Origin of the sequence: Micromonospora sp. NPDC006431 (assembly GCF_042870725.1) — a bacterium.
In the GTDB taxonomy this organism is placed as follows: domain Bacteria; phylum Actinomycetota; class Actinomycetes; order Mycobacteriales; family Micromonosporaceae; genus Micromonospora.
Genome location: NZ_JBIAHQ010000002.1, coordinates 439,699 through 463,533 on the forward strand (window position 1 = coordinate 439,699; position 23,835 = coordinate 463,533).

The window sequence follows — 23,835 nt, forward strand, 5'->3', positions numbered from 1 at the left end:
CGTGCAGGTGCAGCGGCGGGCATCCAACAGCGGAGTCGTCATGGTCGTCGGGCAGAAAGTCGCCCTCGGCCGCGTCCACGCCGGCAAGACCGTCACCATCAACGTCACCGACACCGAGCTGGCCATCGCCTGCGACGACGGCACCCGCCTCGTCCGACGCACCACCGACCAGGCCGTCCGCAACCTCAAAGCCAGCCGACCCCGCAAAGTGGCCGCCGATGCCTAAGACATCCGTAGTGCGCGGGCCACCTTCCGCTGCACCACCCGCAGCAGCTTGATCGTCTCCTCGTCAGAAAGGCCAGTGGTGATCGACCAGTCACAGCCAGAACCCACCACGTCACTCGCGAAGACGATCTCAGTGGAGAACAACAGCTTTCGCCACTGCGACCTCGACAACGGCTCCCCGCGGTCCAGTGCCTCTCCCAGCCTGCGACCCTCGCCGTGGTAGAGGTCCACCTGGTCCTGGAAGCCCATAGCTCGGGCGAGATCATCCGTGGAATGCGCGGGTCCACCCCACTCGGCCAACCCTCGCCTCAGCAGAAACCGCTCGTCCGAAGTGAGGTCGACCGCTACGACGTCAGAGGCGCTCATGCGCGAGATTGTCACCCAGATCCCTGCAGAGGCTTACCCCGCACGGGCGCCGAGCAGCCTGGCCCGCACCATGGCCCGGCCCCACACAGCATGGAACCTAGGCCAACCGTCAAACATGTGCTGGGACGGATTCGTCAAGCATGTGGTGCGAGTAGACAGCGTGCACGGTGCCCTGTCCCGTCACGGGACGCGCTTGGCACTCGCGTCCCGCCAGATGCTCTACAGCCGCGGTGGCCTGTGGCTATGGCCGACGCGGGTCACCGCCGGAAGCTGGCCGGGTCGGCGAGGTACCGATCGAGGTCCGGATCCTCATGCACCTCTTCGAAGTGGTCCGCGATCACCCACTGGTCACCGAGTTCGGCGCGCAGCTGATCGAGCGCCCGCCGAACGGCATTGTTGAAGGCCTGGCATTCTGGCTCGCGCCATGGCCCCGGGTCAGGCGGATAGTCCCAGTTCAGTGATGCGTCGTACCACTCGGCCAGCTGAGCCAGCTCATCCCGAAGGGTCACGCTGATCGGCAGCGCCTCCAGGAGCACCGGATTCCCCAAGGCCTGCCAGTCCTGTGGGCTGGTTGGCCACAGGACACCCCCAGCCCCCGCGTCGAAGAAGAACCGGGCGTGCGGCATGGGCCAGAGTCTGACACGAGTTCCAGGCGCGACGTCGAGCGTGTCCTGGGACGGGTCCTCACTGTCAAGCAGGTGGTGGGACTAGACAGTGCATGCGGCTATTCGGCTGGTGAGGTCCTGCGTAACAACAACTTCCGCCGGCGGGTCTCCGATCGGGCTGCGGAGTCGATCGGCGGCACCGGCCTGACACCGCACGAGCTGCGGCACACGGCAGCGAGTCTGGCAGTGGCCAAGGGTGCCAACGTGAAGGCGGTGCAGCGGATGCTCGGGCACGCCTCGGCAGCAATGACGCTGGACATGTACGCGGACCTGTTCGAGGACGACCTGGACCAAGTGGCGGACCGCCTCGACCGGGCGGCCGCTCGTGCTGCTGCGGACTCAGTGCGGACTGGCGTTGGTCCCGATCTTGACGCCGTTCGTCCGGGTCGTTGGCACCATGCCTGAGCAGGGATTTTGCGTGGTGGGGCGGGCGGGACTCGAACCCGCGACCGAGGGATTATGAGTCCCCTGCTCTAACCCGCTGAGCTACCGCCCCGCTACCGCGCCGGATCGTAACCCGCTCAACGGATCACCGGCCACCACCCGAACGGCCGGGCTCAAGATCCGACCGGCACGGTGGGCAACGCGAGGATAACAGCGCGCAGCGGATCGGCGGGCACCCGCATGGTCCACTGCGCTCAGCCCTCGCTGCGCAGCTCCGCGAGCACCGCCCCGGCGGCCCGCCAGCCGCTGGCGAGCGCCCCCTGGATGGACGGGCTGTCCCGGTGGTCGCCGGTGACGTAGAGCCCGTCGCCGAGCGCGACCGGTTTGCGCAGCCGGCCCTGTGGCGGTGGCGCGGCGGGCAGCGCGTCCGGGACGGTGACGGTGGTCAGGTGGGTCCAGTCGGCGGTGGACCGCCCGTAGAGCCGGTCCAACTCCCGCCGGATGACCGCTTCGGGCGGGGCCTGCGGCCCGACCACCGAGGTGGCCACCAGGTGCTTCCCGGCCGGCGCGTACGTGGGCGCGGCGCGGCTGACCACGACGGTGTTGGCGACCAGTTCCCGCCGTTCCCCGTCGAGCAGCAGGATCGGCTCGGCCAGGGGCGGGGTGTCGGTGCTGTGGTAGTAGGTCGTGTAGCCGTGCATGCGTACCCGGTTGAGCCTGGGCAGCAGGGCGGCCGCCGCCGGCGGGTCCACGGCGACCACGACGGCGCGGCAGGCGAGGTCGCCGGCCTGGGTGCGGACCCGGCCCGGCGCGACCGCGTTGACCGGATTGTTCAGATCGATCAGCTCGGCGGGCAGCGGTGCCGCGACGGCCTGGGGCAGCGCCGCCATCCCCCGGGCGGGCAGGCCGATCCGCCCCCGGGCGAACGAGCGCAGGATCACGGCGAGCACATGGCTGGAGGTCGCCAGTTCCCGGTCGAGGAGGACGCCGGAGAGGAACGGCCGGAGCAACTCCTCGATGATCGCGTCGGAGAGGCCGGCCCGGCGCAGCGCCGCCTCGGTGGTGGTCTCCGGCGCGGTGAGCAGCCGGTTCACCGGCAGGGTGGCACAGCCGGTGACGAGCCCGGCGAAGCGCAACCGGTCCGACAGCGACCCGACCCCGGCGGTCAGCGTGCCGGCGAGGCCGGCGGGCTCGCGTAGCGGATTGGCCAGCCGGTCCAGCCGGTCGCCGCGGCGGACCAGCACGCCGGCGCTGAACCAGCCGAGGTTTAGAGCGGCCAGGTCGAGCAGGCCGCCGAGCCGCGGGTACGCGGTGTTGAGCACCTGGAAGCCACGGTCCAGCAGGTAGCCGTCGACCTCGTCGGTGGCGACCCGGCCGCCGAGCCGGTCGCCGGCCTCCAGCAGCCGCCACGGCACGCCGGCGCGGTGCAGCCGCCGGGCCGCGGCGAGGCCGGCCAGGCCACCACCGACGATGACCACGTCGGTCTCAGCGGGCATGCGTCACCTCCGCCCCGGCCCGATCCCCGTCCCGGTTGGCCCGCGACAGCCGGCTCGGCCACCAGACCTTCGGCCCGATGTCGTACGCGAGCGCGGGCACCAGCAGGGACCGGACGACGATGGTGTCGAGCAGCACCCCGATGGCGACCGCCACGCCCAGTTCGACGAGCACCACCAGCGGTAGCACGGCGAGCGCGGAGAACGTGGCGGCGAGCACGATGCCGGCGGAGGTGATCACGCCGCCGGTGACGGCGAGGCCGGCCAGCACCCCGGCCCGGGTGCCCCGGCGGACCGACTCCTCGCGGACCCGGCTCATCAGGAAGATGTTGTAGTCGATGCCGAGGGCGACCAGGAACACGAACGCGAAGAGCGGGAACGACTGGTCGACGCCGGGGATGTTCAGGCCGTACTTGAAGATCAGTGCGCAGAGGCCGAGCGTGGCCAGGAACGACAGCACCACGGTGGCGATCAGCAGGAGCGGGGCGAGCAGGGCGCGCAGCAGCAGGGCCAGGATCACCGCGATGACCAGCAGTACCACCGGGATGATGACGTTGCGGTCCCGGACGGCGGCGTCGGCGGTGTCGACGTTGACAGCGGTGAAGCCGCCCACCACGGCGCCGGCGCCGGGCACCTTGTGCACCGCCTCCCGCAGGTCGCGGACGGTCCGCTCGGCGGCGTGGCTGTCCGGCGGGTCGGCGAGGGTGGCCTCCAGCTGCACCCGCCCGTCGACCACTTTGGGCGGCGCGTTCGGTTCGGGTGGCCCGCCCGGCCCATGGCCGGTGACCGGGCGCACCGCGGACACCCCGGGTACGCCCTGGGCCACCTGGGCGACCTGCCGGGCGGTGGCCTCGGTGGTGAAGATGGTGGCCGGGCTGCCGGTGCCGGCCGGGAAGTGCCGGTCGATCACCTCCTGCCCGGCCACCGAGTCGGTGCGGTGGGTGAACAGACTGGACTGGCCCAGGGTGTTGGCGTCGAGCTGGGTCACGCCACCGGCGAGGGCGGCCAGGACCACCGCGGTGACCAGCCAGACGGGCCGGGCCCGCCGGGCGACGAAGCCGGCGATCCGGCCCCAGACGCGGTGCTCGGTACGCGCGTCGGCGTGGTCGTGGCGGGGCCGTCGCGGCCAGAACGCCCAGCGTCCGCCGAGCAGCAGCAGGGCGGGGAGGAAGGTCAGCATCACCAGCAGGGTGGCGGCGATGCCGACGGCGGCGACCGGGCCGAGCGCGCGGTTGGAGTTGAGGCTGGACAGCAGGAGGCAGAGCAGGCTGAGGATGACGGTGGCGCCGGAGGCGATGATGGCCGGGCCGGCGCCCTTCCAGGCGGTCCGCATCGCGTCCCACGGGCGCTCGTGCCGGTGCAACTCCTCCCGGTAGCGGGCGATGAGCAGCAGCGCGTAGTCGGTGCCGGCGCCGAAGACCAGCACGGTGAGGATGCCCTGCGCCTGCCCGTTCAGCTTGATGACGTCACTGCGCGCGAGGTGATAGACGAAGAGCGAGGCCAGCGCGTATGACATGCCGGCGGCGAGCAGCGGGCAGATCCAGAGCACCGGGCTGCGGTAGACGATCAGCAGGATCACCAGCACCACCACCAGGGTGACCAGCAGCAGCGGCCCGTGGATGGCGGTGAAGACCTCGATCAGGTCGGCGAGCAGGCCCGCCGGCCCGGCCACGTCCACGGAGAGCCCGTCCCGGTCCGCGCCCGCGATGCCGCGCAACTGGCCGACGACCTGCCGGATCCGCTCGCCCTCGGCGCTGGCGATCGGGACGATCACCTGCACCGCCTGGCCGTCCTGGCTGGCGATCGGTGGCGGCAGCGGGGCGACCACCCCAGGCACCTGGGCGAAGCGGGCCGCGTCCGCCCGGACGCGCTGCTGGTCGGCCGGGGTGATGCCGGCGGTGCGCTGGTAGACGATCAGGGCAGGGGTGGTCTGCCTGGTCACGAAGCCGGCGGACAGGTCCTGCGCCCGGGTCGCCTCGGCGTTGGCCGGCAGGAAGGCCGCGTTGTCGTTGGTGGCGACATCGCCGAGCTTCCCCGAGTACGGTCCGGCGATCGCCCCGATGACGAGCCAACCCAGTACGACCGCCCCCGCGATCAGCGTCGCCGTCCAGCGGTGCGGTCCTCCGGCCATCTCCACCCACCTTTGAACCGACGCACGAACCGACGCAGCGGGAGTCCCAGTCGACCTCCATCCTGCCGGGCAGGGCGCACCGTTCGGGCGGAAACCGCCCGTGACGCCGGGGCAGGGAAACGAGAAGCGCCCGCCGACCTGGGGTCGACGGGTGTCTGTGAAGCGAAGCTCCCCCGTTTGGACTCGAACCAAAAACCTGCCGGTTAACAGCCGGCTGCTCTGCCAATTGAGCTACGGGGGACCGCAGATCACCCGGTTCGGATCTCTCCGCGCCGGGCGACGGGGACAAGAGTACAGGACATCCGGGGGTGGTGCGCCAGGGGGTTACCGCCATCCGCGGCGGCATTTCCGGGCGACACGATCAATCATCAATACGGACAAATCGCCATCTGGGCGCGCGGAGGCATGAGCGGAGAGCAGGATGGGTAGTTAGCCGCCGACAGAGGACGCAGGCGCGAGATGGTCGTTCCCGGTCGGCAACCGCCCGGTCGGGGACGGCGGCGCGTCAGGTACGGAAGGAGCCGCCATGCGCGGAAAGATCATGTTTCTTGGCGGGCTGGCTGCGGGATTCGTCCTGGGCGCCCGTGCCGGTCGAGAGAAGTACGACGAGCTCGTGGTCCGGGGTCGCAAGGTGCTCGACCACCCGACCGTCCAGGAGGCGGCGGGTGTGGCGCAGGCCCAGGCGACCCGGCTCTATGCCGAGGGCAAGGACAGGCTGGGGCAGACGAAGCTCGGCGAGAAGCTGACCAGCGACAACGGCGGCAAGCCGGGGCTCACCTCGGCCGACAAGCCGTTCGCCGGGACGCCGGCCTCCGTCGGCGCCAAGTCCGGTTCGGCCGGCACGGGATCGAACAGCGGGCCGAACGCGTCGACCAGCAGCGGGAGCACCAAGCCGTCCGGCAGCAACTCCTGACGCCATCAGGGCAGCGGGCCGGTCGCCATCAGGCGACCGGCCCGTTCTCGTCTGCCCGGACGGGACCCAACCCTCCTACTTTTGCTGATCCTGAACAAAAGTCGAAGCGATTCATAGAAAACTTTTGGCTCCGACCTCTTCTCTTTGGTCGCGTCCGCAAATATCGTCTCGCGTAGAACCTGGCCAGGCTCTCGTCACCACATCAGCGACCTCCTCAGCTCTCGTCCCGCGCTGAGGCGGACCCGCCCGACCAGAGCGAGGTTCGATGCGCAGACCCTTCGGCCGCAGGGCCGCCACCCACCTCAGCCTGCTCGCCCTCGTCGGCGCGACGCTCGTCGCGACGGCCGAGCAGGCTCCGACCCCGGCCCAGGCCGCGCCGGTGCTCAATGCCCCGGCACCCAACAGCAACGGCATGCAGTACAAGGTGCTCGTCTTCACCCGGTCGGCCAGCGGCAACAATGCCGCCACCGCCGCCGGCGTGCAGGCCATCCAGCAACTCGGGCAAGAACGGCGCTTCACCGTCGAGGTCACCAACGACGCCCGCAAGTTCGACGAGCCGCACCTCAAGCAGTTCCGCGCCGTGGTGTTCCTCAACACCGCCGGCGACGTGCTCAACGACGCCCAGCAGGCGGCCTTCGAGCAGTACTACCGCGACGGCGGCGGCTTCGTCGGCGTGCACTCCGCCATCGAAGCCAACCCGGACTGGTCCTTCCTCACCAACGTGCTGGGCACCCGGGCCACCGGCGCGCCGTCGGCCGCCAGCAAGGCGACCGTCACCGTCGCCGACCGGGTCCACCCCGCGTCGGAGACGCTCCCGCAGCGGTGGAGCACCACCGACCGGTGGTACAACTTCGCGGCCAACGTCCGGGGCGTCTCGCACGTGCTGGCCACGGTGGACGAGAAGACGTACACCGGCGGCACGATGGGCTTCGACCACCCGGTCACCTGGTGCAAGGACTACCAGGGCGGCCGGTCGTTCTACACCGGACTCGGCGCCACCCCGGAGAGCTACAGCACCGTGGACCTGCGGGCCCACCTGGGCGGGGCGATCCAGTGGGCGGCCGGCGTGACCGACGGCGACTGCGGCGCGACCGTGCTGGCCAACTACCAGATGACGGTGGTCGGGGCGCAGCCCAACGTCAACGAGCCGATCGGCTTCGACGTCCTTCCCGACGGCCGGGTGCTTCAGACCGACCGGCGCGGCGGCGTACGCCTGCACAACCCGGAGACCAACCAGACCACCGTCCTGGCCCAGATCCCGGTCTACACCCACAGCGAGGACGGGATGTACGGCCCGGCGGTCGACAACGACTTCGCCACCAACAAGTGGGTCTACCTGTACTACGCGCCCCCGCTGAACACCCCCACCGGGGCCGCGCCGACCACCAGCACCGACCCGCACGCCTGGGACGTGTGGCAGGGCTACTTCCAGCTCTCCCGGTTCAAGTTCGTCGACGGGGAGACGCCGTCGCTCGACCTGAGCACCGAGCAGAAGATCATGCAGGTGCCGGTGGACCGAGGCGCCTGCTGCCACGTGGCCGGTGACATCGCGTTCGACTCGAAGAACAACCTCTGGCTGGTGACCGGGGACGACACCCCGGCCGGCGGCGGCGGCTCCGGCGGCTTCTCGCCACACAACGACTCGGTCAGCGCCACCGGCGTCTACCAGGCGCCCTTCGTGGACGCCCGGCGCAGCTCGGCCAACACCAACGACCTGCGGGGCAAGATCCTGCGGATCACGGTGGGCGCGGACGGCTCGTACACCGTGCCGGCGGGCAACCTGTTCCCGGGCGGCACGGCGAAGACCCGGCCCGAGATCTACGCGATGGGCTTCCGGAACCCGTTCCGGATCACCCTCGACAAGAACGACGTCGCCTACATCACCGACTACTCCCCCGACTCCTCGGTCGCCCAGGTCGGGCGCGGGCCGGCGGGCACGGGTCGGATGATGGTGGTCGACAAGCCGGCGAACTACGGCTGGCCGATGTGCGTGCAGCCGAACCTGCCGTACATCGAGATGAACTGGACCACGAACCCCATCTCGCCGGTCGCGCCGTTCGACTGCGCGGCGCCGAAGAACACCTCCCGGCACAACACCGGCCTGACCGACCTGCCGAAGGTGGAGAAGTCTGAGCTGTGGTACTCGTTCCAGGCGCCGACCCCCTGCCCGGAGTCCTACCTGTCGACTCCGACGCAGACCTGCCCGGTGCTCTTCCCGGAGCTGGGCACCGGTGGTGTCGGCCCGCACGGTGCGGCGAAGTACGACTACGACCCGGAGCTGAGGTCGGAGACGAAGTTCCCCGAGTACTACGACGGCGCCATCTTCTTCGGCGAGTTCACCCGGGACACCCTCAAGGAGATCCGGCTGGACGACCAGGGTGAGATCCTGAAGATCAATAATGTGTTGAACTGCGGGCAGGCGCCCACCACCCCGGCCAAGCCGTTCCTCTGCGACAACCCGATGGACATGCGCTGGGGCGCGGACGGCAACTTCTACCTGCTGACCTACGGCGACGGGTTCTTCAACATCAACCCGGACGCGGCCATGCTGAAGTTCAGCTACGTCAAGGGCCTGCGGGCGCCCACCGCCGTGCTGAACGCGACCCCGACCAACGGCCGCGCGCCGCTGACGGTCTCGTTCTCCAGCGAGGGCTCGAAGGACCCGGACCCGGGCGACTCGATCCGGTTCGCCTGGGACTTCGACGGCAACGGCACCACCGACTCGATCGACCCGAACCCGTCGTTCACCTACACCTCCAACGGGGTCTACACCGCCCGCCTGACGGTGACCGACTCCAGCGGCAAGACGGCGTCGGCGAACACCACGATCACCGTCGGCAACACCGCGCCGACCGTCACGGTCAACACCCCGCTCGAGGGCGGCTTCTTCAGCTGGGGCGACGACATCCCGTGGACGGTCACCGTCACCGACCCGGAGGACGGGCCGATCGACTGCAGCAAGGTCGAGGTGACCTTCGTGCTCGGCCACGACACCCACGGGCACGGTGAGGCCAACCAGTTCGGCTGCTCGGGCGTGCTGCCCACGGAGGCGGACGACGCCTCGCACGGCGGCTACATCTACGGCGTGGTCAGCGCGTCGTACACCGACAAGGGCGCCAACGGCCAGCCGGCGCTGACCACGGTGGACCAGCAGATCATCCAGGCCAAGCGGCAGGAGGTCGAGTTCGCCACCGAGGAGTCCGGCACCACGGTCGCCACCACCGCCGACACCGGCGGCGGGCAGCAGCGCGGCGGCCTCGACGCGGGTGACTGGATCGCGATCAACAACACCGTCAACCTGAAGAACATGCAGTCGATCACGCTGCGCACCTCCGGCGGCAGTGCCGCCACCGCCGGGCAGCCCCGGTTCGGCGTCCAGTTGCGCCTGGACTCCCCCACCGGCCCGCTGCTCACCACCGCCACGGTCAACGCGACCAGCGGCAACAACGCCTTCACCAGCACCACCGTGCCGATCACCGACCCGGGCGGGACGCACAAGCTGTACCTGGTCTTCACCACCGTCTCCGGCGGGCCGACCAGCGGCTTCGGCAACCTCAACTGGGTCGAGTTCACCGGCCAGGGCATCGGCGTCACGCCGTGACGCCCGGGTGGGGCCGTCCACCGGACGGCCCCCCCCCGCCCCCCCCCCCCCCCCAAAAACCCCCCAAACCACAAGAAAGCAACCCCGCAAGAAAAAAACCACACAACCGCGGTTCTTGTACCCCGCCGGGGGGGGGGGGGGCCGGCGGGCCGGGGGGGGGGGGCCCGCCCCCCGCCGGCCCCCCCCCGGCCCGACTCCCCCTTCCAACACCACCCATCACCTGAGAAAGGCAGCCCGAGATGAACGACAGCACACACGGGATGAGCCGCCGACGGATGCTCGGCACCATCGCCGGGGCGGCCGGGGCGGTCGCCGTCGGCGCCGCCGGCTGGGCCCCCTCGGCCAGTGCGGCGAGCAACGGCGTACTCGTCCCGCCCGGCAAGCGCGGCATCATCCTCTACAGCGTCCGTGACCGGATCGGCGCCGCCGACGACGGCAGCGGAGTGCCGTTCGGGTTCGAGCGGGTGCTCGGCCGGCTCGCCGAGATCGGCTACAAGGAGGTCGAGTTCGCCGGGTACACCCAGCACACCTCGATCCTCGGCCGGCAGATCACCCCGACGGAGATCCGCAAGATCCTCGACGACAACGGGCTGCGCGCCAACGGCTCGCACGCCTCGGTCCCGGGCACGGTCACCCCGACCACGATCGCCCAGTTCGAGCAGACGCTGGACACCGCCGAGATCCTCGGCATGACCCACATCGGCACCGGCAGCGACCCGACCGGCAGCAACTACAAGGCCGACTGGGACGCCGCCGCCGACCGGTGGAACACCTTCGGCGAGATGGCCGCCGCACGTGGGCTGAAGCTCTACACCCACAACCACGACGCGGCGTACAACTTCCTGCTGGACAGCGGGCCGCTGGACGCGCTGGGCCGGCCGACCCGGTCCTCCGGCGTCCGCAAGCTGGAGTACTTCTTCGGGCTCACCAACCCGGAGTGGGTCTGGTTCGAGATGGACATCTACTGGGCGCACGTGGCCCAGTACCGGTACCGCAGCTACACCGACCCGGACGGCGTGACGCAGACCAACGTCTTCGACCCGCTGGCCACCGTGGCCGCCCGGACCAGCCGGTTCCCGCTGTTCCACGCCAAGGACGGCAAGATCAACACGGGCACCACCAACGGGTACGACATGGTGCCGCTCGGCCAGGGCGACATCGACTACGGTGGCTTCTTCGCCAACATGGGCGCCAAGGGCTACCACAACCCGATGTGGGAGCAGGACACCGCGCCCGGTGGCAGCGCCGACCCGGGCCGGTCGCTGCGCTACGCGGAGATCAGCTACCAGCACATGTCGAGCCTGCGGGGCTGACCCGACCTTTCCGACCGCAAGGGGGGCCGCTCCCGGGAAACCGGGGGCGGCCCCCTCGCGTCACGCCGCTGTGACGCACGTATGGCACATTCGGAGCGGGGGGTGATCGCGATGACGATGGTGGGACCGGAGAGCGCGGACCAGACAAGGCTGCTGCGGCTGCTGCGCGACGGCCCGCGCTCCCGGGTGGAGCTGGCGGACGCCCTGGGCCTGCCCCGGGCCCGGTTCGCCGCAGAGGTGGACCGGCTGACCGCGCAGGGCCTGGTGGAGACCGCGGGGCCGGCCGCGTCCCGGGGCGGGCGGCGGTCGTCGCTGCTCCGGATGGCCGGGCAGGTCCGGTTCGGCGCGGTGGTCGTCGGTGACGGGCGGCTCGAGGTGGCGCTCACCGACGGCGAGCTGACCCTGCTCACCCGGTACGCCGAGCCGCTGGACGTACGGGTCGGCCCGGAAGCGGCGGTGAGCCGCGCGGTCGAGGTGCTCGGCAAGCTCCGCGCCGAGGCCGGGCTGGCCCGGCTGGCCGGGGTCGGCGTGGCCCTGCCCGGGCCGGTCGCGGTCCGGGCCGGCGCGCCGGCCGTCGCGCCCGCCCTGCCCGGCTGGCACCAGTTCCCGGTCCGCGACACCATCGCCGCCGAGCTGGGCTGCCCGGTGCAGGTCGACAACGACGCCAACGTGATGGCGCTCGGCGAGCTGCACGCCGGCACCGGCCGGGCGTTCGACGACTTCCTCTACGTCAAGCTGGGCAACGCGGTGGGCTGCGGGCTGATCCTCGACGGTGCGCTCTACCGGGGCGCGGCCAGCGGGGCCGGTGACGTCGGTCACCTCCCGCTCGCCGAGGACGGGCCGCTGTGCGGCTGCGGCCAGACCGGCTGCCTGGAGGCGTACTGCGGGGATGCCGCGCTGGTGCGGGAGGCGGTGACCGCCGCGCGGGCCGGGCGCTCGACGGCGCTCGGCGACCGGCTGGCGGCGGCCGGCACGCTGACCATGGCCGACGTGGGCCGGGCCGTGACCGACGGGGACCCGGTCGCGCAGACGCTGGTCCGCGACGCCGCCCGCCGGCTCGGGCAGGTGGTGGTCAGCCTGGTCAGCTTCGTCAACCCGGCCATCGTGATCATCGGCGGCGCGGCCCCCGGCATCGGTCCCGTCCTGCTGGCCGAGATTCGCGGCGTGGTCTACCGACGCTCGACGCCGCTGGCCACCGGGAGCATGCCGATCGTCCTCTCCGACCTGGACGACCGGGCCGCCCTGATCGGTGGCGCTCGCCTGATCAGCGACCAGGTCTTCGCGGCCTGCTGAGCACCGCCCGCTCGGCTGCCCTGCCCGACGGCCCGGGTGGAGGGCACCTTCACACCCGAGGGGTGCGGAAAATCACTTCCGTGGCAACGGCATCATCAAACACCTCACGGCCCTGCAGCGAATCGCCGACGAGAACGGTGGTACGCGGGTGGCCGGCTCGGCCGGCTACGACCGCTCGGTCGACTACGCCGAAGGCGTGCTCCGCGCGGCCGGCCTCCAGGTGAGCCGGCAGTCGTTCCAGTACCAGACGTTCATCTCGCACGGTCCCGGCCTGCTGCAGCGGGTGTCCCCGTCGCCGGCCGCCGACCTGCCGAACGTGCTGATGAGCTACTCGGGCAGCGGCGATGTGACCGCGCGGGCGTCGGTGCCGACCGGCTCCGCTTTCGGCTGCACGTCGGCGGACTTCGGCCCGGCCAACGCCGGCACGGTCGTCCTCATCAGCCGCGGCGGAAGCACCGACACCTTTTCCTGCGGCTTCGGCTTGAAGGCCAGGAACGCGTTCAACGCCGGGGCGGCCGCCGCGATCATCTACAACAACACCACCGGCAGTCTGAACGGGACGCTGGGCGAGGACTTCACGCTCGACTTCGCGGCGACCGGCATCACCCGGGAGCTCGGCCAGCAGCTTGTGGCGCAGGTCTCCAGTGGCGTGACGCTGCGGGTCAAGGCCAGCACCTTCCGCGGTACGGCCACCGCGGAGAACCTCATCGCCGAGTCGGACTCGGGCGACCCGAACAACGTGGTGATGGCCGGTGCCCACCTGGACTCTGTCTCCGCCGGCCCGGGCATCAACGACAACGGCTCGGGCAGCGCCTCCCTGCTGGAGATCGCCACGCAGATGCACAAGGTGAAGCCGAAGAACAAGGTCCGCTTCGCCCTCTGGGCGGCCGAGGAGTCCGGCCTGGTCGGCTCGGAGCACTACGTTGCCAACCTGTCGGCCGCGGAGCGTAAGAAGATCGCTCTCTACCTGAACTTCGACATGGTCGCCTCGCCCAACTACGTGCGCTTCGTCTACGACGGCGACAACTCCGCGTTCCCGGTCGGCACCGGGTCCGCTGCCGGGCCGGCCGGCTCGGGCGCCATCGAGCAGCTCTTCCACGACTACTTCGCCTCGCAGGGGCTGGCATCGCGGGAGACGCCGTTCTCCGGGCGGAGCGACTACGGGCCGTTCATCGCCGCGGGCGTGGACATCCCGTCCGGTGGCCTGTTCACCGGCGGCGAAGGAATCAAGACCGCGGACGAGGCGGCGGTCTTCGGTGGCACCCCGGGCATGCCGTACGACTCGTGCTACCACCAGGCCTGCGACACGATCAACAACATCAACAAGCAGGCGCTTGAGGAGATGTCCGACGCGATCGCGCACGCCGTGATCACGTACGCGTTCGACACCAGCAGCCTGCGCGCGCCGGTCCAGGGCAACGGACCGGGTGCCGGCGACAGCGGCGGCGGCGGCCTGCACGACCACGAGCACGAGGTCACGCAGTAACCGTCCGGCCAACCAGACCGGCACTGACCTGAACAGGCGGGAGGCGACCTCGATCGCCTCCCGCCTGTTCGTGGCGGCCGAACCGGTCAGTCGCGGTTGCTGCTGAAGGCGGCGTCGAAGGCGGCAGCCGGGGCGTCGAAGGCGTGCCGGCGGACGAACTGGAGCGCCTCGGGCGCACCGACCAGCCGGTCCATGCCGGCGTCCTCCCACTCGATGGAGATCGGGCCGTCGTAGCCGATCGCGTTCAACGCCCGGAAGCAGTCCTCCCACGGCACGTCCCCGTGGCCGGTGGAGACGAAGTCCCAGCCACGCCGCAGGTCCGCCCACGGCAGGTGGGAGGAGAGCCGCCCGCGCCGCCCGTCGCCGGTACGGACCTTCCCGTCCTTGCAGTCGACGTGGTAGATCCGGTCGGCGAAGTCGAAGATGAAGTTGACCGGGTCCAGCTCCTGCCAGACGAAGTGGGACGGGTCCCAGTTCAGCCCGAACGCGGGGCGGTGGCCGATCGCCTCCAGCGTCCGCTTGGTGGTCCAGTAGTCGTACGCGATCTCGCTGGGGTGCACCTCGTGCGCGAAGCGGACCCCCACCTCGTCGAAGACGTCGAGGATCGGGTTCCACCGGTCGGCGAAGTCCTGGTAACCGCGTTCGATCATCGCCGGCGGCACCGGCGGGAACATCGCCAGCGTGTGCCAGATGGATGAGCCGGTGAACCCGACCACCGTCCGCACCCCCAGCTTCGCCGCCGCCCGGGCGGTGTCCTTCATCTCCTCGGCGGCCCGGCGGCGGACGCCCTCCGGCTCGCCGTCGCCCCAGATCCGGGCGGGCAGGATGTCCTGGTGCCGCTCGTCGATGGGGTGGTCGCAGACCGCCTGCCCGACCAGGTGGTTGGAGATGGCGAAAACCTGGAGGTTGTGCTTGGCGAGGGTGGCCCGCTTCCGGTCCACGTACGACTCGTCGGCGAGGGCCTTGTCGACCTCGAAGTGGTCGCCCCAGCAGGCGATCTCGAGGCCGTCGTACCCCCACTCGGCGGCGAGCCGGCAGACCTCGTCGAACGGAAGATCGGCCCACTGGCCGGTGAAGAGCGTGATGGGTCGCGCCATTGTCCTTCTCCCCTGTGTGATGGGGGATTCCGTTGCGGGCCGGGCGAGGGCGACCAGGTGCTGGCGACCTCGACGGACACCGGTGGGCGCGGTCGCGCCTGAGGCCCGACGGGTTGCGCCTCCCGTCGGGTCACCGGCCACCTCGCGGTCGCCGCCCCCCACTCTATTTCCGCCGCCCCGCTCGCGGAAGGCCCCACCTGATCGGGGTGCCCAACCGGGCGCCCCACCTTGCCGCTACCGGCTGGAGGTCACCACCGGGGACGGCGGCTCAGTGCCGGCGGTGCGCGGCCCGGGTGGTCAGCTCGACCAGTGCCGACCGGGCGGGCTCGGCCAGCGGCGTCCGGTCCAGCGCGGCGCGGGCCTGGTCGACGCGGGTCCGGATCATGCCCTCGACCCGCTCCCGCGCGCCGGTGGCCTCGATGATCCCCCGCACCTCGGCCGCGCCCCCGTGGTCCAGCTCGGGGTCGCCGACCAGCGCCCGCAGTCGCGCCGCCTGCGTCGGGCCGGCCGCCTCCCGGGCCAGCGCCAGCAGCACGGTCGGCTTGCCCTCCCGCAGGTCGTCCAGGTTCGACTTGCCGGTGACGGCCGGGTCGCCGAAGACGCCGAGCAGGTCGTCGCGGAGCTGGAAGGCGTCCCCGAGCGGGTCGCCGAACTCCGCCAGCGCCGTCACGATGGCGGGGTCGGCGCCGGCCAGGGCGGCGCCGATCTGCACCGGGCGGGTCACCGTGTACCGGGCCGTCTTCATCCGGACCACGGCGAGGGCGGCGGCCACCGAGCCGTCGCCGACCGCGGAGACCACGTCCAGGTACTCCCCCGCGATCACCTCCGCCCGCATCCGGGCGAAGACGGCGAGCCCGCGGCGGACCTGCGCCGGTTCGAGCCCGCAGTCGTGGAACATCTGGCCCGACCAGGCGGCGCAGAGGTCGCCGCAGAGCAGGGCGGCGTCCCGGCCGTACGCCGCGGGGTCGCCGTGCCAGCCGGAGCGGGTGTGCTGCTCGGCGAAGACCCGGTGCACCGACGGCTGGCCGCGCCGCAGGTCGCTGCCGTCCAGGATGTCGTCGTGGATCAGGGCGAAGGCGTGGAACAGCTCCAGCGCCGCCGCCGCGACCACGATCGGGGCACCGTCCGGGCCGCCGAAGCCGCGCCAGCCCCAGTAGCAGAACAGGGGCCGCAGCCGCTTGCCACCGGCGAGAACGAACCGGCGCAGCACGGCGTGGACGGCCCCCGTACCGTCGTCCGACCGACCCGGCCGCCGCTCGCGCAGGAACGCGGCGAGCGCGGCGTCGAAACGGTCCCGCAGCAGGGCCGGGTCGGTCGGTGCGACGGTGACGGTCATGGTGCCTCCCGGGCCAGTCCGGCGAGCTGGAGCAGCAGGGCCTTCACGTCGGTCGCGGCGACCCGGTCCCGGGCCGCGGTCGGGTCGGAACAGAGCAGCACCGGCCCGTCGGCCGGGTCGGCGGGCAGCCGGCCGTGCGAGCCGCGGACCGCCCGCGCCCCGGCGTCCAGCCCCACCACGCTCATCAGGTAGCGCATGCCGAGCTTCTTGCGGGCCAGCGCCACCCCCGCCCGGCGCTTCGCGGCGCCCGGGGCGGCCGGGTCGAAGAACAGCTCGGCCGGATCGTAGCCGGGCTTGCGGTGGATCTCCACGAGGCGGGCGAAGTCGGGTGCGCGGGCGTCGTCGAGCCAGTAGTAGTAGGTGAACCAGGCGTCCGGCTCGGCCACGAGCACCAGCTCGCCGGAGCGCTCGTGGTCGAGCCCGTAGCCGGCCTGCCCGGCGGCGTCCAGCACCTCGGCCACCCCGGGCAGCCCGGCGCAGAGCTTCGCCACCGCCGGCACGTCGGCCGGGTCCTTCACGTAGACGTGCGCGACCTGGTGGTCGGCGACCGCGAAGGCCCGGGACGTCCACGGGTCGAGGTACTCCATGCCGTCCTGGGTGTAGACCCGCAGCAGCCCCTCGGACCGCAGCAGGCGGTTGACGTCGACCGGGCGGGAGACGTCGGTGATGCCGTACTCGGAGAGCGCCACCACGGTGGCGTCCCGCTCCCGGGCGGCGTCCAGCAGCGGGGCGAGCACCGCGTCCAGCTCGGCCGCCGCGGCGGCGGCCTGCGGCGAAGACGGGCCGAACCGCTGCAGGTCGTAGTCGAGGTGCGGGACGTAGACCAGGGTCAGGTCCGGGGCGTGGTCGGCGAGGATCCGCTCGGCCGCCCGGCAGATCCACCGCGACGACGGCAGCCCCGCCCCGGGCCCCCAGTAGGTGAAGAGCGGGAAGGTGCCGAGCGCGTCGGTGAGCGCGTCGTGCAGCTCGGGCGGATCGGTCCAGCAGTCCGGCTCCTTGCGCCCGTCCGCGTAGTAGACCGGGCGCGGCGTCACCGTCCAGTCCACGTCGGCGCCCATCGCGTACCACCAGCAGACGTTGGCGACCCGGTAGCCGGGCTCGACCCGGCGGGCCGCCTGCCACAGCTTCTCCCCGCCGACCAGGGCGTTGTGCTGCCGCCAGAGCAGCACCTCGCCGAGATCCCGGAAGTACCAACCGTTGCCGACGATCCCGTGGCCGGCCGGTGGTTCTCCGGTGAGGAAGGTGGACTGCACCGAGCAGGTGACCGCGGGCAGCACCGTGCCCAGCTCGGCGGAGAAGCCCGACTCGGCGACCGCGCGCAGCCGGGGCATGTGCGCCAGCAGGCGCGGGGTCAGCCCCACCACGTCGATGACCACTAGCCGCTTACTCATGCCGGCACCTCGCTTCGCTCGGCACCGCCATGAGGCACCACGGCACCGTGTCGATGATTCGCTCGCTGACGCTCGCTCATGCCGGCACCTCGCTTCGCTCGGCACCGCCATGAGGCACCACGGCACCGTGTCGATGATTCGCTCGCTGACGCTCGCTCATGCCGGCACCTCGCTTCGCTCGTTTGCCGTCGTGGCCAGCCCGAGCCCGACCAGCTCGTCGCGGGCGAAGGCCAGCTCGGCGGCGATCCCCGCGGCCAGCTCCGCGTCGGTACGCGGGCGCCGCGCCGCCGGCAGCACCCCCCAGGTGTACGTCTCGACGTCGAGGTGCTCGCAGCCGGCGACCGGTCCGGCGTACAGCGCGGCGAGCGCGGCCCGCAGCACCGGCAGGGTGGACCGCAGCGGCGGCTCGGGCGGGGCGTGCAGCGGCACGTGGTAGTGCACCCGCCACGGCCCGGGCAGCCGGGTGTCGAGGGCGGCGTCGAGATCATCGGCGGCGTACGCCGGGTCGGCCGGGTCGCTGCCCTCGGCGCAGCCGGCGGCTCGGGTCTGGTGCAGGAAGCGCGGCTCCACCCAGCGGCGCAGCGCCTCGGCCGAACCCTCCGGATCGGCCGCCTCGACGGCGGCGGAGACCTGCACCTTGACCACCGGCAGCCCGGCGGCCCGGAGCCGGCCCAGCGCCTCGACCGGCTCCTCCCAGGCGCAGGCGAGATGGGCCAGATCGAGGCAGATCCCGAGCCGGTCCGAATCCATGGTTGAGAATATCTCACGCGCCTGTCCGGTGGACTCCACCAGGCAGCCCGGTTCCGGTTCGAAGCCGACCCGGATGGTCCGCCCGGTCTCCCGCTCCACCGCGGCGAGCCCGGCCGCCAGTTCGTCGAGGCGGCGTCGGGCGGCGTCGGCCCGGGCGGCGTCCCACGGCGTACGCCAGGCCAGCGGCAGGGTGGAGATCGAGCCGCGGGCCGCGTCCTCGGGGAGCAGGTCGGCCAGCACCCGGGCCAGGTCCAGGGTGTACCCGAGCCGCTCCGGGGTGGTCCAGTCCGGGTGGTACACCGCCCCCTTCACCACCGGCGCCTGGAAGGCCGCGTACGGGAAGCCGTTGAGGGTGACCACCTCCAGCCCGCGTACGGTCAGCTCGTGCCGGAGCCGGCGGCGGGCCGCCGGGTCGGCGGCGAGCGCGGCGGCCACCGGGGCGGCCAGCCAGAGCCCCAGCCCGAGCAGGTCGGTGCCGAGCGCCCGGCGGACCGGGAGCGCGTACGTGTCGAGCTGGGCGAGGATCCCGGCCAGGTCCTCCGCCGGGTGGACGTTGGTGCAGTAGCCGAGGTGGACGGTGCTGCCGTCGGCGTGGCGGAAGCGCATCACTCGCCCCCGCGCAGGATGGAGTTGCCGGCGAAGGTGGGCGCGGGCGCGTCCACGTCGGTGAGGTCCAGCTTTCCGGACTGGCCGTAGAACTCGACCGGGTTGCGCCAGAGCACCCGGTCCACGTCGTCCTCGGTGAACCCGGCGAGCAGCATCGCCTCCCCGGTGGCCCGGGTGAGCAGCGGGTCGGAACGCCCCCAGTCGGCGGCCGAGTTGACCACCATCCGCTCGGTCCCGTACGTCTTCAGCAGCTCGACCATGCGCGGCGGCGACATCTTCGTCTCGGGATAGATCGAGAAGCCCAGCCAGCAGCCGGTGTCCCGGACCAGCTTCACGGTGACCTCGTTGAGGTGGTCGATCAGCACCCGCCCGGGGTCGATGCCGGACTCGGCGACCACCGCCAGGGTGCGCTCGACGCCGCGGGCCTTGTCCCGATGCGGGGTGTGCACCAAGGCGGGCAGGTCGTGCCCGACGGCTAGGGCGAGCTGCCCCGCGAAGGCGGCGTCCTCGGCCGGGGTCATCGAGTCGTAGCCGATCTCGCCGACCGCCACCACGCCGTCCTTGTCCAGATAGCGCGGGAGCAGGTCGAGCACGGGGCGGCAGCGGGGGTCGTTGGCCTCCTTCGGGTTCAGCGCCACGGTGGCGTGGTGCCGGACGCCGAACTGCCCGGCCCGGAACGGCTCCCAGCCGATCAGCGAGTCGAAGTAGTCGACGAACGAGGCGGCGCTGGTGCGCGGCTGGCCGAGCCAGAACGCCGGCTCCACCACCGCGCGTACCCCGGCGGCGGCCATCCGCTCGTAGTCGTCGGTGGTGCGTGAGGTCATGTGGATGTGCGGGTCGAAGATGCGCATCACGCCTCCCGGGCGGTGGTGGGGTGCGAGCCGGCGCCGAGCCGGTCGAGCAGGGCGGTGGCGTCGGCGGGCATGGTCCGGCCGGCCGCGTTCCGCTCGGCGGCGAACGCGGCCAGCATCGCCGCCAGTTCGCCGTCCGCCCGGCCGTGCAGGTCGTCCACGGCCGCCAGCGGCACGCCGGTGAACACGCACTTGAGCACGGCCTGCCGCCAGGCCGGCTGCTCCAGGTGCCGGGCGTACGGGCCGAGCGCGGCGGCGACCAGCCGGGTGTCGTTGGTGCGGATCGCGTCGTGCAGCAGCGGCACGCAGGCCGCCCCGATCGGCAGCAGCGGCAGCGCACGCAGCACCGCCCGCTTCTCGGCGGCGTCGCCGTCCCGGTAGAGGGAGTCGGCCACCGCCGCGTGGTCGGCGGGGAGCGCGGTGAGCAGCAGCGCGCGGGCCGCCTCGTCGACCGTCCAGCCCGGCGGATCGGGCAGCGGCCCCCGACCGCACCGCCGGGCGGCGGTGGCGAAGAGGCGCGCGATCGCCGTGGGCTCGGTCGCGACGCGGCGCAGGGCCGCGTCCAGCCACTGCGGATCGGGTACGCCCCGCAGCGCGGCGCGCAGTCGGTCGGGTGTCATTCCGTCTCCCCTCTGAGCCGGGTGGCAGGTGCTCAGCCACCGCCTTTGCTCTGCAGCCCCTTACGCAGCACCCGCGGTCCGGACGTGTTGCCTCCGTGGCTGCAGAGCAAAGGGTCCGAGTCGGTTGTCCGGGGCCGGTCGGTCCCGGCGGCGGCGTGCAGAAACTCGATCGACCGGGCGGCCACCGCCGGCGCGGCGTGCGAGTGCCGGGGCAGTTCCACGGCCACCAGGCCGCGGTAGCCGGCGTCGGCCAGAGCGCGCAGCACCGGCGGAAAGTCGATCTCGCCGGTGCCGAACTCCAGGTGCTCGTGCACGCCCCGGCGCATGTCGTCGATCTGCACGTTGACCAGGTGGTCGGCGACCGCCGCCACACAGTCGGGCACCGGCCGCGGCTCCAGGCAGCGGCAGTGTCCGATGTCGAGGGTGATGCCGAAGCCGGGCGGCGCGCCGAGCGCGTCCCGCAGCCGGTGCCAGCCGGCGATGTCCTCGACCAGCATGCCCGGCTCGGGCTCGAACCCGAGCGGCACGCCGGCCGCCGCGGCCTCGGCGCAGGCCGTGGCACAGCCGGCGACGAGCCGGTCCCAGGCCACGGACTCCGGCACCTCCGACGGGCGTACGCCGGCCCAGAACGAGACCGCCTCGGCGCCCAGGTCCGCGCCGATCCGCACGGCCCGGCGGAGGAACTCGATCCGCAGCGCCGGGTCGTCGTGCAGCAGCGTCGGGGCGTGCTTGTGCCACGGGTCGAGCAGGTAGCGGGCACCGGTCTCGACCACCACGGCCAGGCCGAGCGCGGTCAGCCGGCGGTGCACCGCGGCCACCCGGCGGCCGAGCTCCGGCGCGAACGGGTCGAGGTGGTCGTGGTCGAGGGTGAGCGCCACCCCCTGGTAGCCGAGGTCGGCGAGCACGCCGAGCGCGTCGTCGAGCCGGTGGTTGGCGAAGCCGTTGGTCCCGTATCCGAAGCGGAGCCCGGCCGGGTCCGGCGCGCCCCCGCGCCCGGCCGGCGCAGCCCCGGCGTCCGCCGTCAGCGGGGCGCCGTGCGGCACGGACGGGGATGGCGGGCTGGGCGCCGGCCGGCCGGTCATGTCGGCGAGACCAGTCGGGCCAGGCGGCGGCCGAGCGGGGCGGCGGCCGCCACCGCGAGGCCGAGCAGTCGGGCGCCGGCCCGGGCGGTCAGCGCGCCCTGCAACGCGGGCAGTCCGGTGATGCCCGCGCCGACGGCGGCGCGGACCCGGGCCGGTGACGGATCGGCGAGCACCCGGACCTGCGCCGACCCGTAGCTGGCGGCGTAGCCGGCGGCGAGCGCGGCGGGGACCGGCTCGGTACGGCTCAGCGCGGTGGCGGCGACCAGCGCGGTGCCGGCCAGGGTGGCCTGGGGCAGCCGCCGGTCCGCGCCGGACACCTCGCGGCGGGACAGCGCGGTGACCGTCCAGGTGTGCGCGGCGACGGTCAGCGCCGCCGGCAGCGCCCGGATGAACCCCCGCCGGGCCGAGGGGACCCGGCCGGCGGCGCGCGGCGCGCTCCAGCCGGCGCCGGGGCTCGCGCCGAGCAGCACGTCCAGGCCCCGGCAGGCGGCCATCACGGCGGGGCCGGCGGCGGTGTTCTTGGCGAGCAGGTCGTACCCCCAGATCGCGCCGGCGAGCGGGACCGCGACGGCGGCCGCCCGCCGGCCGCCGGCGGCCGTGGCCACGGCGAGCCCGGCGGCGGTCAGGCCGGCGGCGACGCCGAACGCGGCGGCGGGGTGGACCCGGCCGGACGGGATCGGCCGCTCGGGGCGTTCCACGGCGTCCAACCGCCGGTCGGCCCAGTCGTTGGCGGCCATGCCGGCCCAGTAGAGCAGCACCGACGCCCCGGCCAGGGCCGGCGTCCGGCGGTCCAGTGCGCCGGCCGCCGCCGCGCCGGCCACCACGTCCCCCGGTACGGAGAGCGCGGCGGGCGCCCGGACCAGTTCGGCGAGGTCGGCCAGCCGGGTCATCGCCCGGCTCCGGCGTGAAGCCCGGCGACGAAGTCGCACAGCACCGTCCACTGCTCGGCGAGCGAATGGGCGGGCGCGTCGATGCCGTCCTTGAAGAAGAAGGCCAGCTCGGCGAGGGGGCCGCGGCGGCCGACGGCGTGCGCGGCGGCGGTGAGCCTGGCCAGGTCGAGCACCAGCGGGGCGGCCAGCGCCGAGTCGCAGCCGTGCCAGGTGAACTCCATCCGCATCCGGGTGCCGAGGAAGCCGGCGAAGGTGATCAGGTCCCAGGCGGTCTTGAAGTCGCCGAGGTCCTCGACGTAGTCGATCCGGGTGTCGCCCTGCGGGACGTAGCCGAGGGTCTCGCCGAGCACCCGCTGCTTGCTGCTCACCTTGGCGGCGTTGGCGGCCGGCTCGGCGAGCGCGGCACCGTCCCCGCCGCCGAGCAGGTTCAGCCCGGACCAGGAGCGCACGGCCAGGTTCCGCATCGCGAACATCGGCGCGAGCACCGCCTTGACCAGGGTCTCCCCGGTCTTGCCGTCGTTCCCGGCGTACGGCAGGCCGCGCTCCTCGGCCAGGGCCGCCAGCGCGGGCAGCCGGGCCCCGGTGGACGGCGTGAAGTCCACGTACGGGCAGCCGGCGGTGAGCGCCGCGTACGCGTACAGGGAGCTGGCCGGCAGCACCTCGGCGGGGCCGGCCAGCGCGTCCCGCAGCGCGGCGAGGTCGTGGTGGGCCGGGTGTGCGGTGGCGGCCGGTTCGGTGGTGGAGACGTTGACCACCACCACCCGGTCCAGGGCGTGCCGGCTCCGGAAGTCGGTCAGGTCGCGGGCCACGGCGGCAGCCCGCTCGGCCTGGGTGCCCTCGGTCGGGGCGGGGCGCAGCGCCGCCTCGACACCGGCCAACTCCCCGCTGATGGCGTCCAGCAGCCGGCCGGGCAGCACCCCGGCGGCGGCGAGCGCCTCGGCCCGCTTGCTGAGCGGGCAGGCCACCACGTCATGGCCGCCGAGGACGAGGTCGGCGAAGGCCGGCAGGGCGGGCCCGCGCAGCTCGGGCAGCTCGGTGACGCAACCGGTCGGGTCGGTGAGCCCGGCCCGCAGGGCCAGCGCCCCGACGATGCTGGTGGTCGCGACCGAGCCGCGCGCTCCCACCAGCCAGACACCCGTACGCATCGTGCTCCCTCCCCAGGGTCGGGTCGGTCCGCCGGTGCGGCCGGGGAATCCCGGTCCGGCCGCACCGGAGGGCCGTGCTTTGTCGTGCCGCGCCGGAGGGGCTCCGGTGGCACGTTCCCCGGAATCCGACCTCATCCCCGCCGTGGGGCGCAACCGCGGCGGGCCCTCGCCGGTCGGGTTCCGGGAAACCTCCTCGG

20 protein-coding genes and 2 tRNA genes are annotated in these 23,835 nt (G+C 72.8%); 7 read left to right on the top strand and 15 right to left on the bottom strand.

Going from position 1 to position 23,835, the window contains the following annotated elements:
• The first annotated feature begins 40 nt into the window (after nt 1-40).
• On the top strand, nt 41-226 hold the full coding sequence (locus tag ACFYM6_RS05575) for a hypothetical protein (protein WP_387272541.1): 186 nt from the start codon (nt 41-43) through the stop codon (nt 224-226).
• Here the strand turns inward: ACFYM6_RS05575 and ACFYM6_RS05580 are convergent.
• Together ACFYM6_RS05580 and ACFYM6_RS05585 are read right to left on the bottom strand one after the other, a co-directional pair.
• Complete coding sequence (locus ACFYM6_RS05580; protein ID WP_357051212.1) at nt 223-591, bottom strand: hypothetical protein; 369 nt, start codon at nt 589-591, stop codon at nt 223-225. The two genes, ACFYM6_RS05575 and ACFYM6_RS05580, sit on opposite strands and share 4 nt — an antisense overlap.
• 257 nt (nt 592-848) lie before the next feature.
• On the bottom strand, nt 849-1,217 hold the full coding sequence (locus ACFYM6_RS05585) for a hypothetical protein (RefSeq protein ID WP_387272543.1): 369 nt from the start codon (nt 1,215-1,217) through the stop codon (nt 849-851).
• Between the two features lie 72 nt (nt 1,218-1,289).
• Here ACFYM6_RS05585 and ACFYM6_RS05590 point away from each other — a divergent pair, with 72 nt between their 5' ends.
• Nucleotides 1,290-1,661, top strand: coding sequence for a tyrosine-type recombinase/integrase (locus ACFYM6_RS05590; RefSeq protein ID WP_387272545.1), 372 nt, complete (start codon nt 1,290-1,292; stop codon nt 1,659-1,661).
• Between the two features lie 14 nt (nt 1,662-1,675).
• Here ACFYM6_RS05590 and ACFYM6_RS05595 read toward each other — a convergent pair.
• The 4 genes from ACFYM6_RS05595 to ACFYM6_RS05610 form a co-directional block, all read right to left on the bottom strand.
• Nucleotides 1,676-1,752: transfer RNA gene (locus ACFYM6_RS05595), tRNA-Ile, on the bottom strand.
• Between the two features lie 142 nt (nt 1,753-1,894).
• Complete coding sequence (locus ACFYM6_RS05600) at nt 1,895-3,136, bottom strand: FAD-dependent oxidoreductase (RefSeq protein ID WP_387272547.1); 1,242 nt, start codon at nt 3,134-3,136, stop codon at nt 1,895-1,897.
• On the bottom strand, nt 3,126-5,264 hold the full coding sequence (locus tag ACFYM6_RS05605; protein WP_387272549.1) for an MMPL family transporter: 2,139 nt from the start codon (nt 5,262-5,264) through the stop codon (nt 3,126-3,128). Before ACFYM6_RS05605 ends, ACFYM6_RS05600 begins: the two co-directional genes overlap by 11 nt.
• A 168-nt stretch (nt 5,265-5,432) precedes the next feature.
• A tRNA-Asn gene (locus ACFYM6_RS05610) sits at nt 5,433-5,505 on the bottom strand.
• 285 nt (nt 5,506-5,790) lie between these two features.
• On the opposite strand from ACFYM6_RS05610, the gene ACFYM6_RS05615 reads away from it, so the two are divergent.
• From ACFYM6_RS05615 to ACFYM6_RS05635, 5 genes are all read left to right on the top strand, one after another.
• Nucleotides 5,791-6,177 carry a hypothetical protein gene (locus ACFYM6_RS05615; protein WP_387272550.1) on the top strand — a complete coding sequence of 129 codons (387 nt, stop codon included), beginning with the start codon at nt 5,791-5,793 and terminating at the stop codon, nt 6,175-6,177.
• Between the two features lie 265 nt (nt 6,178-6,442).
• Complete coding sequence (locus ACFYM6_RS05620; RefSeq protein ID WP_387272552.1) at nt 6,443-9,778, top strand: ThuA domain-containing protein; 3,336 nt, start codon at nt 6,443-6,445, stop codon at nt 9,776-9,778.
• 239 nt (nt 9,779-10,017) lie between these two features.
• A complete protein-coding gene (locus ACFYM6_RS05625; protein ID WP_387272554.1) occupies nt 10,018-11,091 on the top strand; it encodes a sugar phosphate isomerase/epimerase family protein in 1,074 nt (357 codons plus the stop codon).
• 111 nt (nt 11,092-11,202) lie between these two features.
• A complete protein-coding gene (locus tag ACFYM6_RS05630; protein WP_387272556.1) occupies nt 11,203-12,384 on the top strand; it encodes an ROK family protein in 1,182 nt (393 codons plus the stop codon).
• Between the two features lie 148 nt (nt 12,385-12,532).
• Nucleotides 12,533-13,870, top strand: coding sequence for a M28 family metallopeptidase (locus tag ACFYM6_RS05635; RefSeq protein WP_387272557.1), 1,338 nt, complete (start codon nt 12,533-12,535; stop codon nt 13,868-13,870).
• Nucleotides 13,871-13,956: 86 nt separating this feature from the next.
• On the opposite strand, the gene ACFYM6_RS05640 is transcribed toward ACFYM6_RS05635, so the two are convergent.
• The 9 genes from ACFYM6_RS05640 to ACFYM6_RS05680 all read right to left on the bottom strand — a co-directional run bounded on the left by ACFYM6_RS05640 (nt 13,957) and on the right by ACFYM6_RS05680 (nt 23,638).
• Complete coding sequence (locus ACFYM6_RS05640; protein WP_387272559.1) at nt 13,957-14,967, bottom strand: sugar phosphate isomerase/epimerase family protein; 1,011 nt, start codon at nt 14,965-14,967, stop codon at nt 13,957-13,959.
• Nucleotides 14,968-15,235: 268 nt separating this feature from the next.
• On the bottom strand, nt 15,236-16,303 hold the full coding sequence (locus ACFYM6_RS05645) for a polyprenyl synthetase family protein (RefSeq protein WP_387272561.1): 1,068 nt from the start codon (nt 16,301-16,303) through the stop codon (nt 15,236-15,238).
• Nucleotides 16,300-17,694 carry an alkaline phosphatase family protein gene (locus tag ACFYM6_RS05650; protein ID WP_387272563.1) on the bottom strand — a complete coding sequence of 465 codons (1,395 nt, stop codon included), beginning with the start codon at nt 17,692-17,694 and terminating at the stop codon, nt 16,300-16,302. The genes ACFYM6_RS05645 and ACFYM6_RS05650 overlap by 4 nt, the downstream gene beginning before the upstream one ends.
• Nucleotides 17,695-17,850: 156 nt before the next feature.
• Entirely contained in the window at nt 17,851-19,050 is a 1,200-nt protein-coding gene (gene eboE / locus ACFYM6_RS05655; RefSeq protein WP_387272565.1) for a metabolite traffic protein EboE, read from the bottom strand.
• Nucleotides 19,050-19,901: a TatD family hydrolase gene (locus ACFYM6_RS05660; protein WP_073835584.1), complete on the bottom strand. Its 852-nt coding sequence runs from the start codon at nt 19,899-19,901 to the stop codon at nt 19,050-19,052. Before ACFYM6_RS05660 ends, eboE begins: the two co-directional genes overlap by 1 nt.
• Nucleotides 19,901-20,521 carry an EboA domain-containing protein gene (locus ACFYM6_RS05665; RefSeq protein ID WP_387272567.1) on the bottom strand — a complete coding sequence of 207 codons (621 nt, stop codon included), beginning with the start codon at nt 20,519-20,521 and terminating at the stop codon, nt 19,901-19,903. The genes ACFYM6_RS05660 and ACFYM6_RS05665 overlap by 1 nt, the downstream gene beginning before the upstream one ends.
• Before the next feature lie 32 nt (nt 20,522-20,553).
• The gene (locus tag ACFYM6_RS05670) at nt 20,554-21,603 is read right to left on the bottom strand and encodes a sugar phosphate isomerase/epimerase family protein (RefSeq protein WP_387272569.1); all 1,050 of its coding nucleotides are present in this window, start codon (nt 21,601-21,603) and stop codon (nt 20,554-20,556) included.
• Entirely contained in the window at nt 21,600-22,493 is an 894-nt protein-coding gene (locus tag ACFYM6_RS05675; RefSeq protein WP_387272571.1) for an SCO3242 family prenyltransferase, read from the bottom strand. The genes ACFYM6_RS05670 and ACFYM6_RS05675 overlap by 4 nt, the downstream gene beginning before the upstream one ends.
• Entirely contained in the window at nt 22,490-23,638 is a 1,149-nt protein-coding gene (locus tag ACFYM6_RS05680; protein WP_387272573.1) for an inositol-3-phosphate synthase, read from the bottom strand. The genes ACFYM6_RS05675 and ACFYM6_RS05680 overlap by 4 nt, the downstream gene beginning before the upstream one ends.
• Nucleotides 23,639-23,835: the final 197 nt, after the last annotated feature.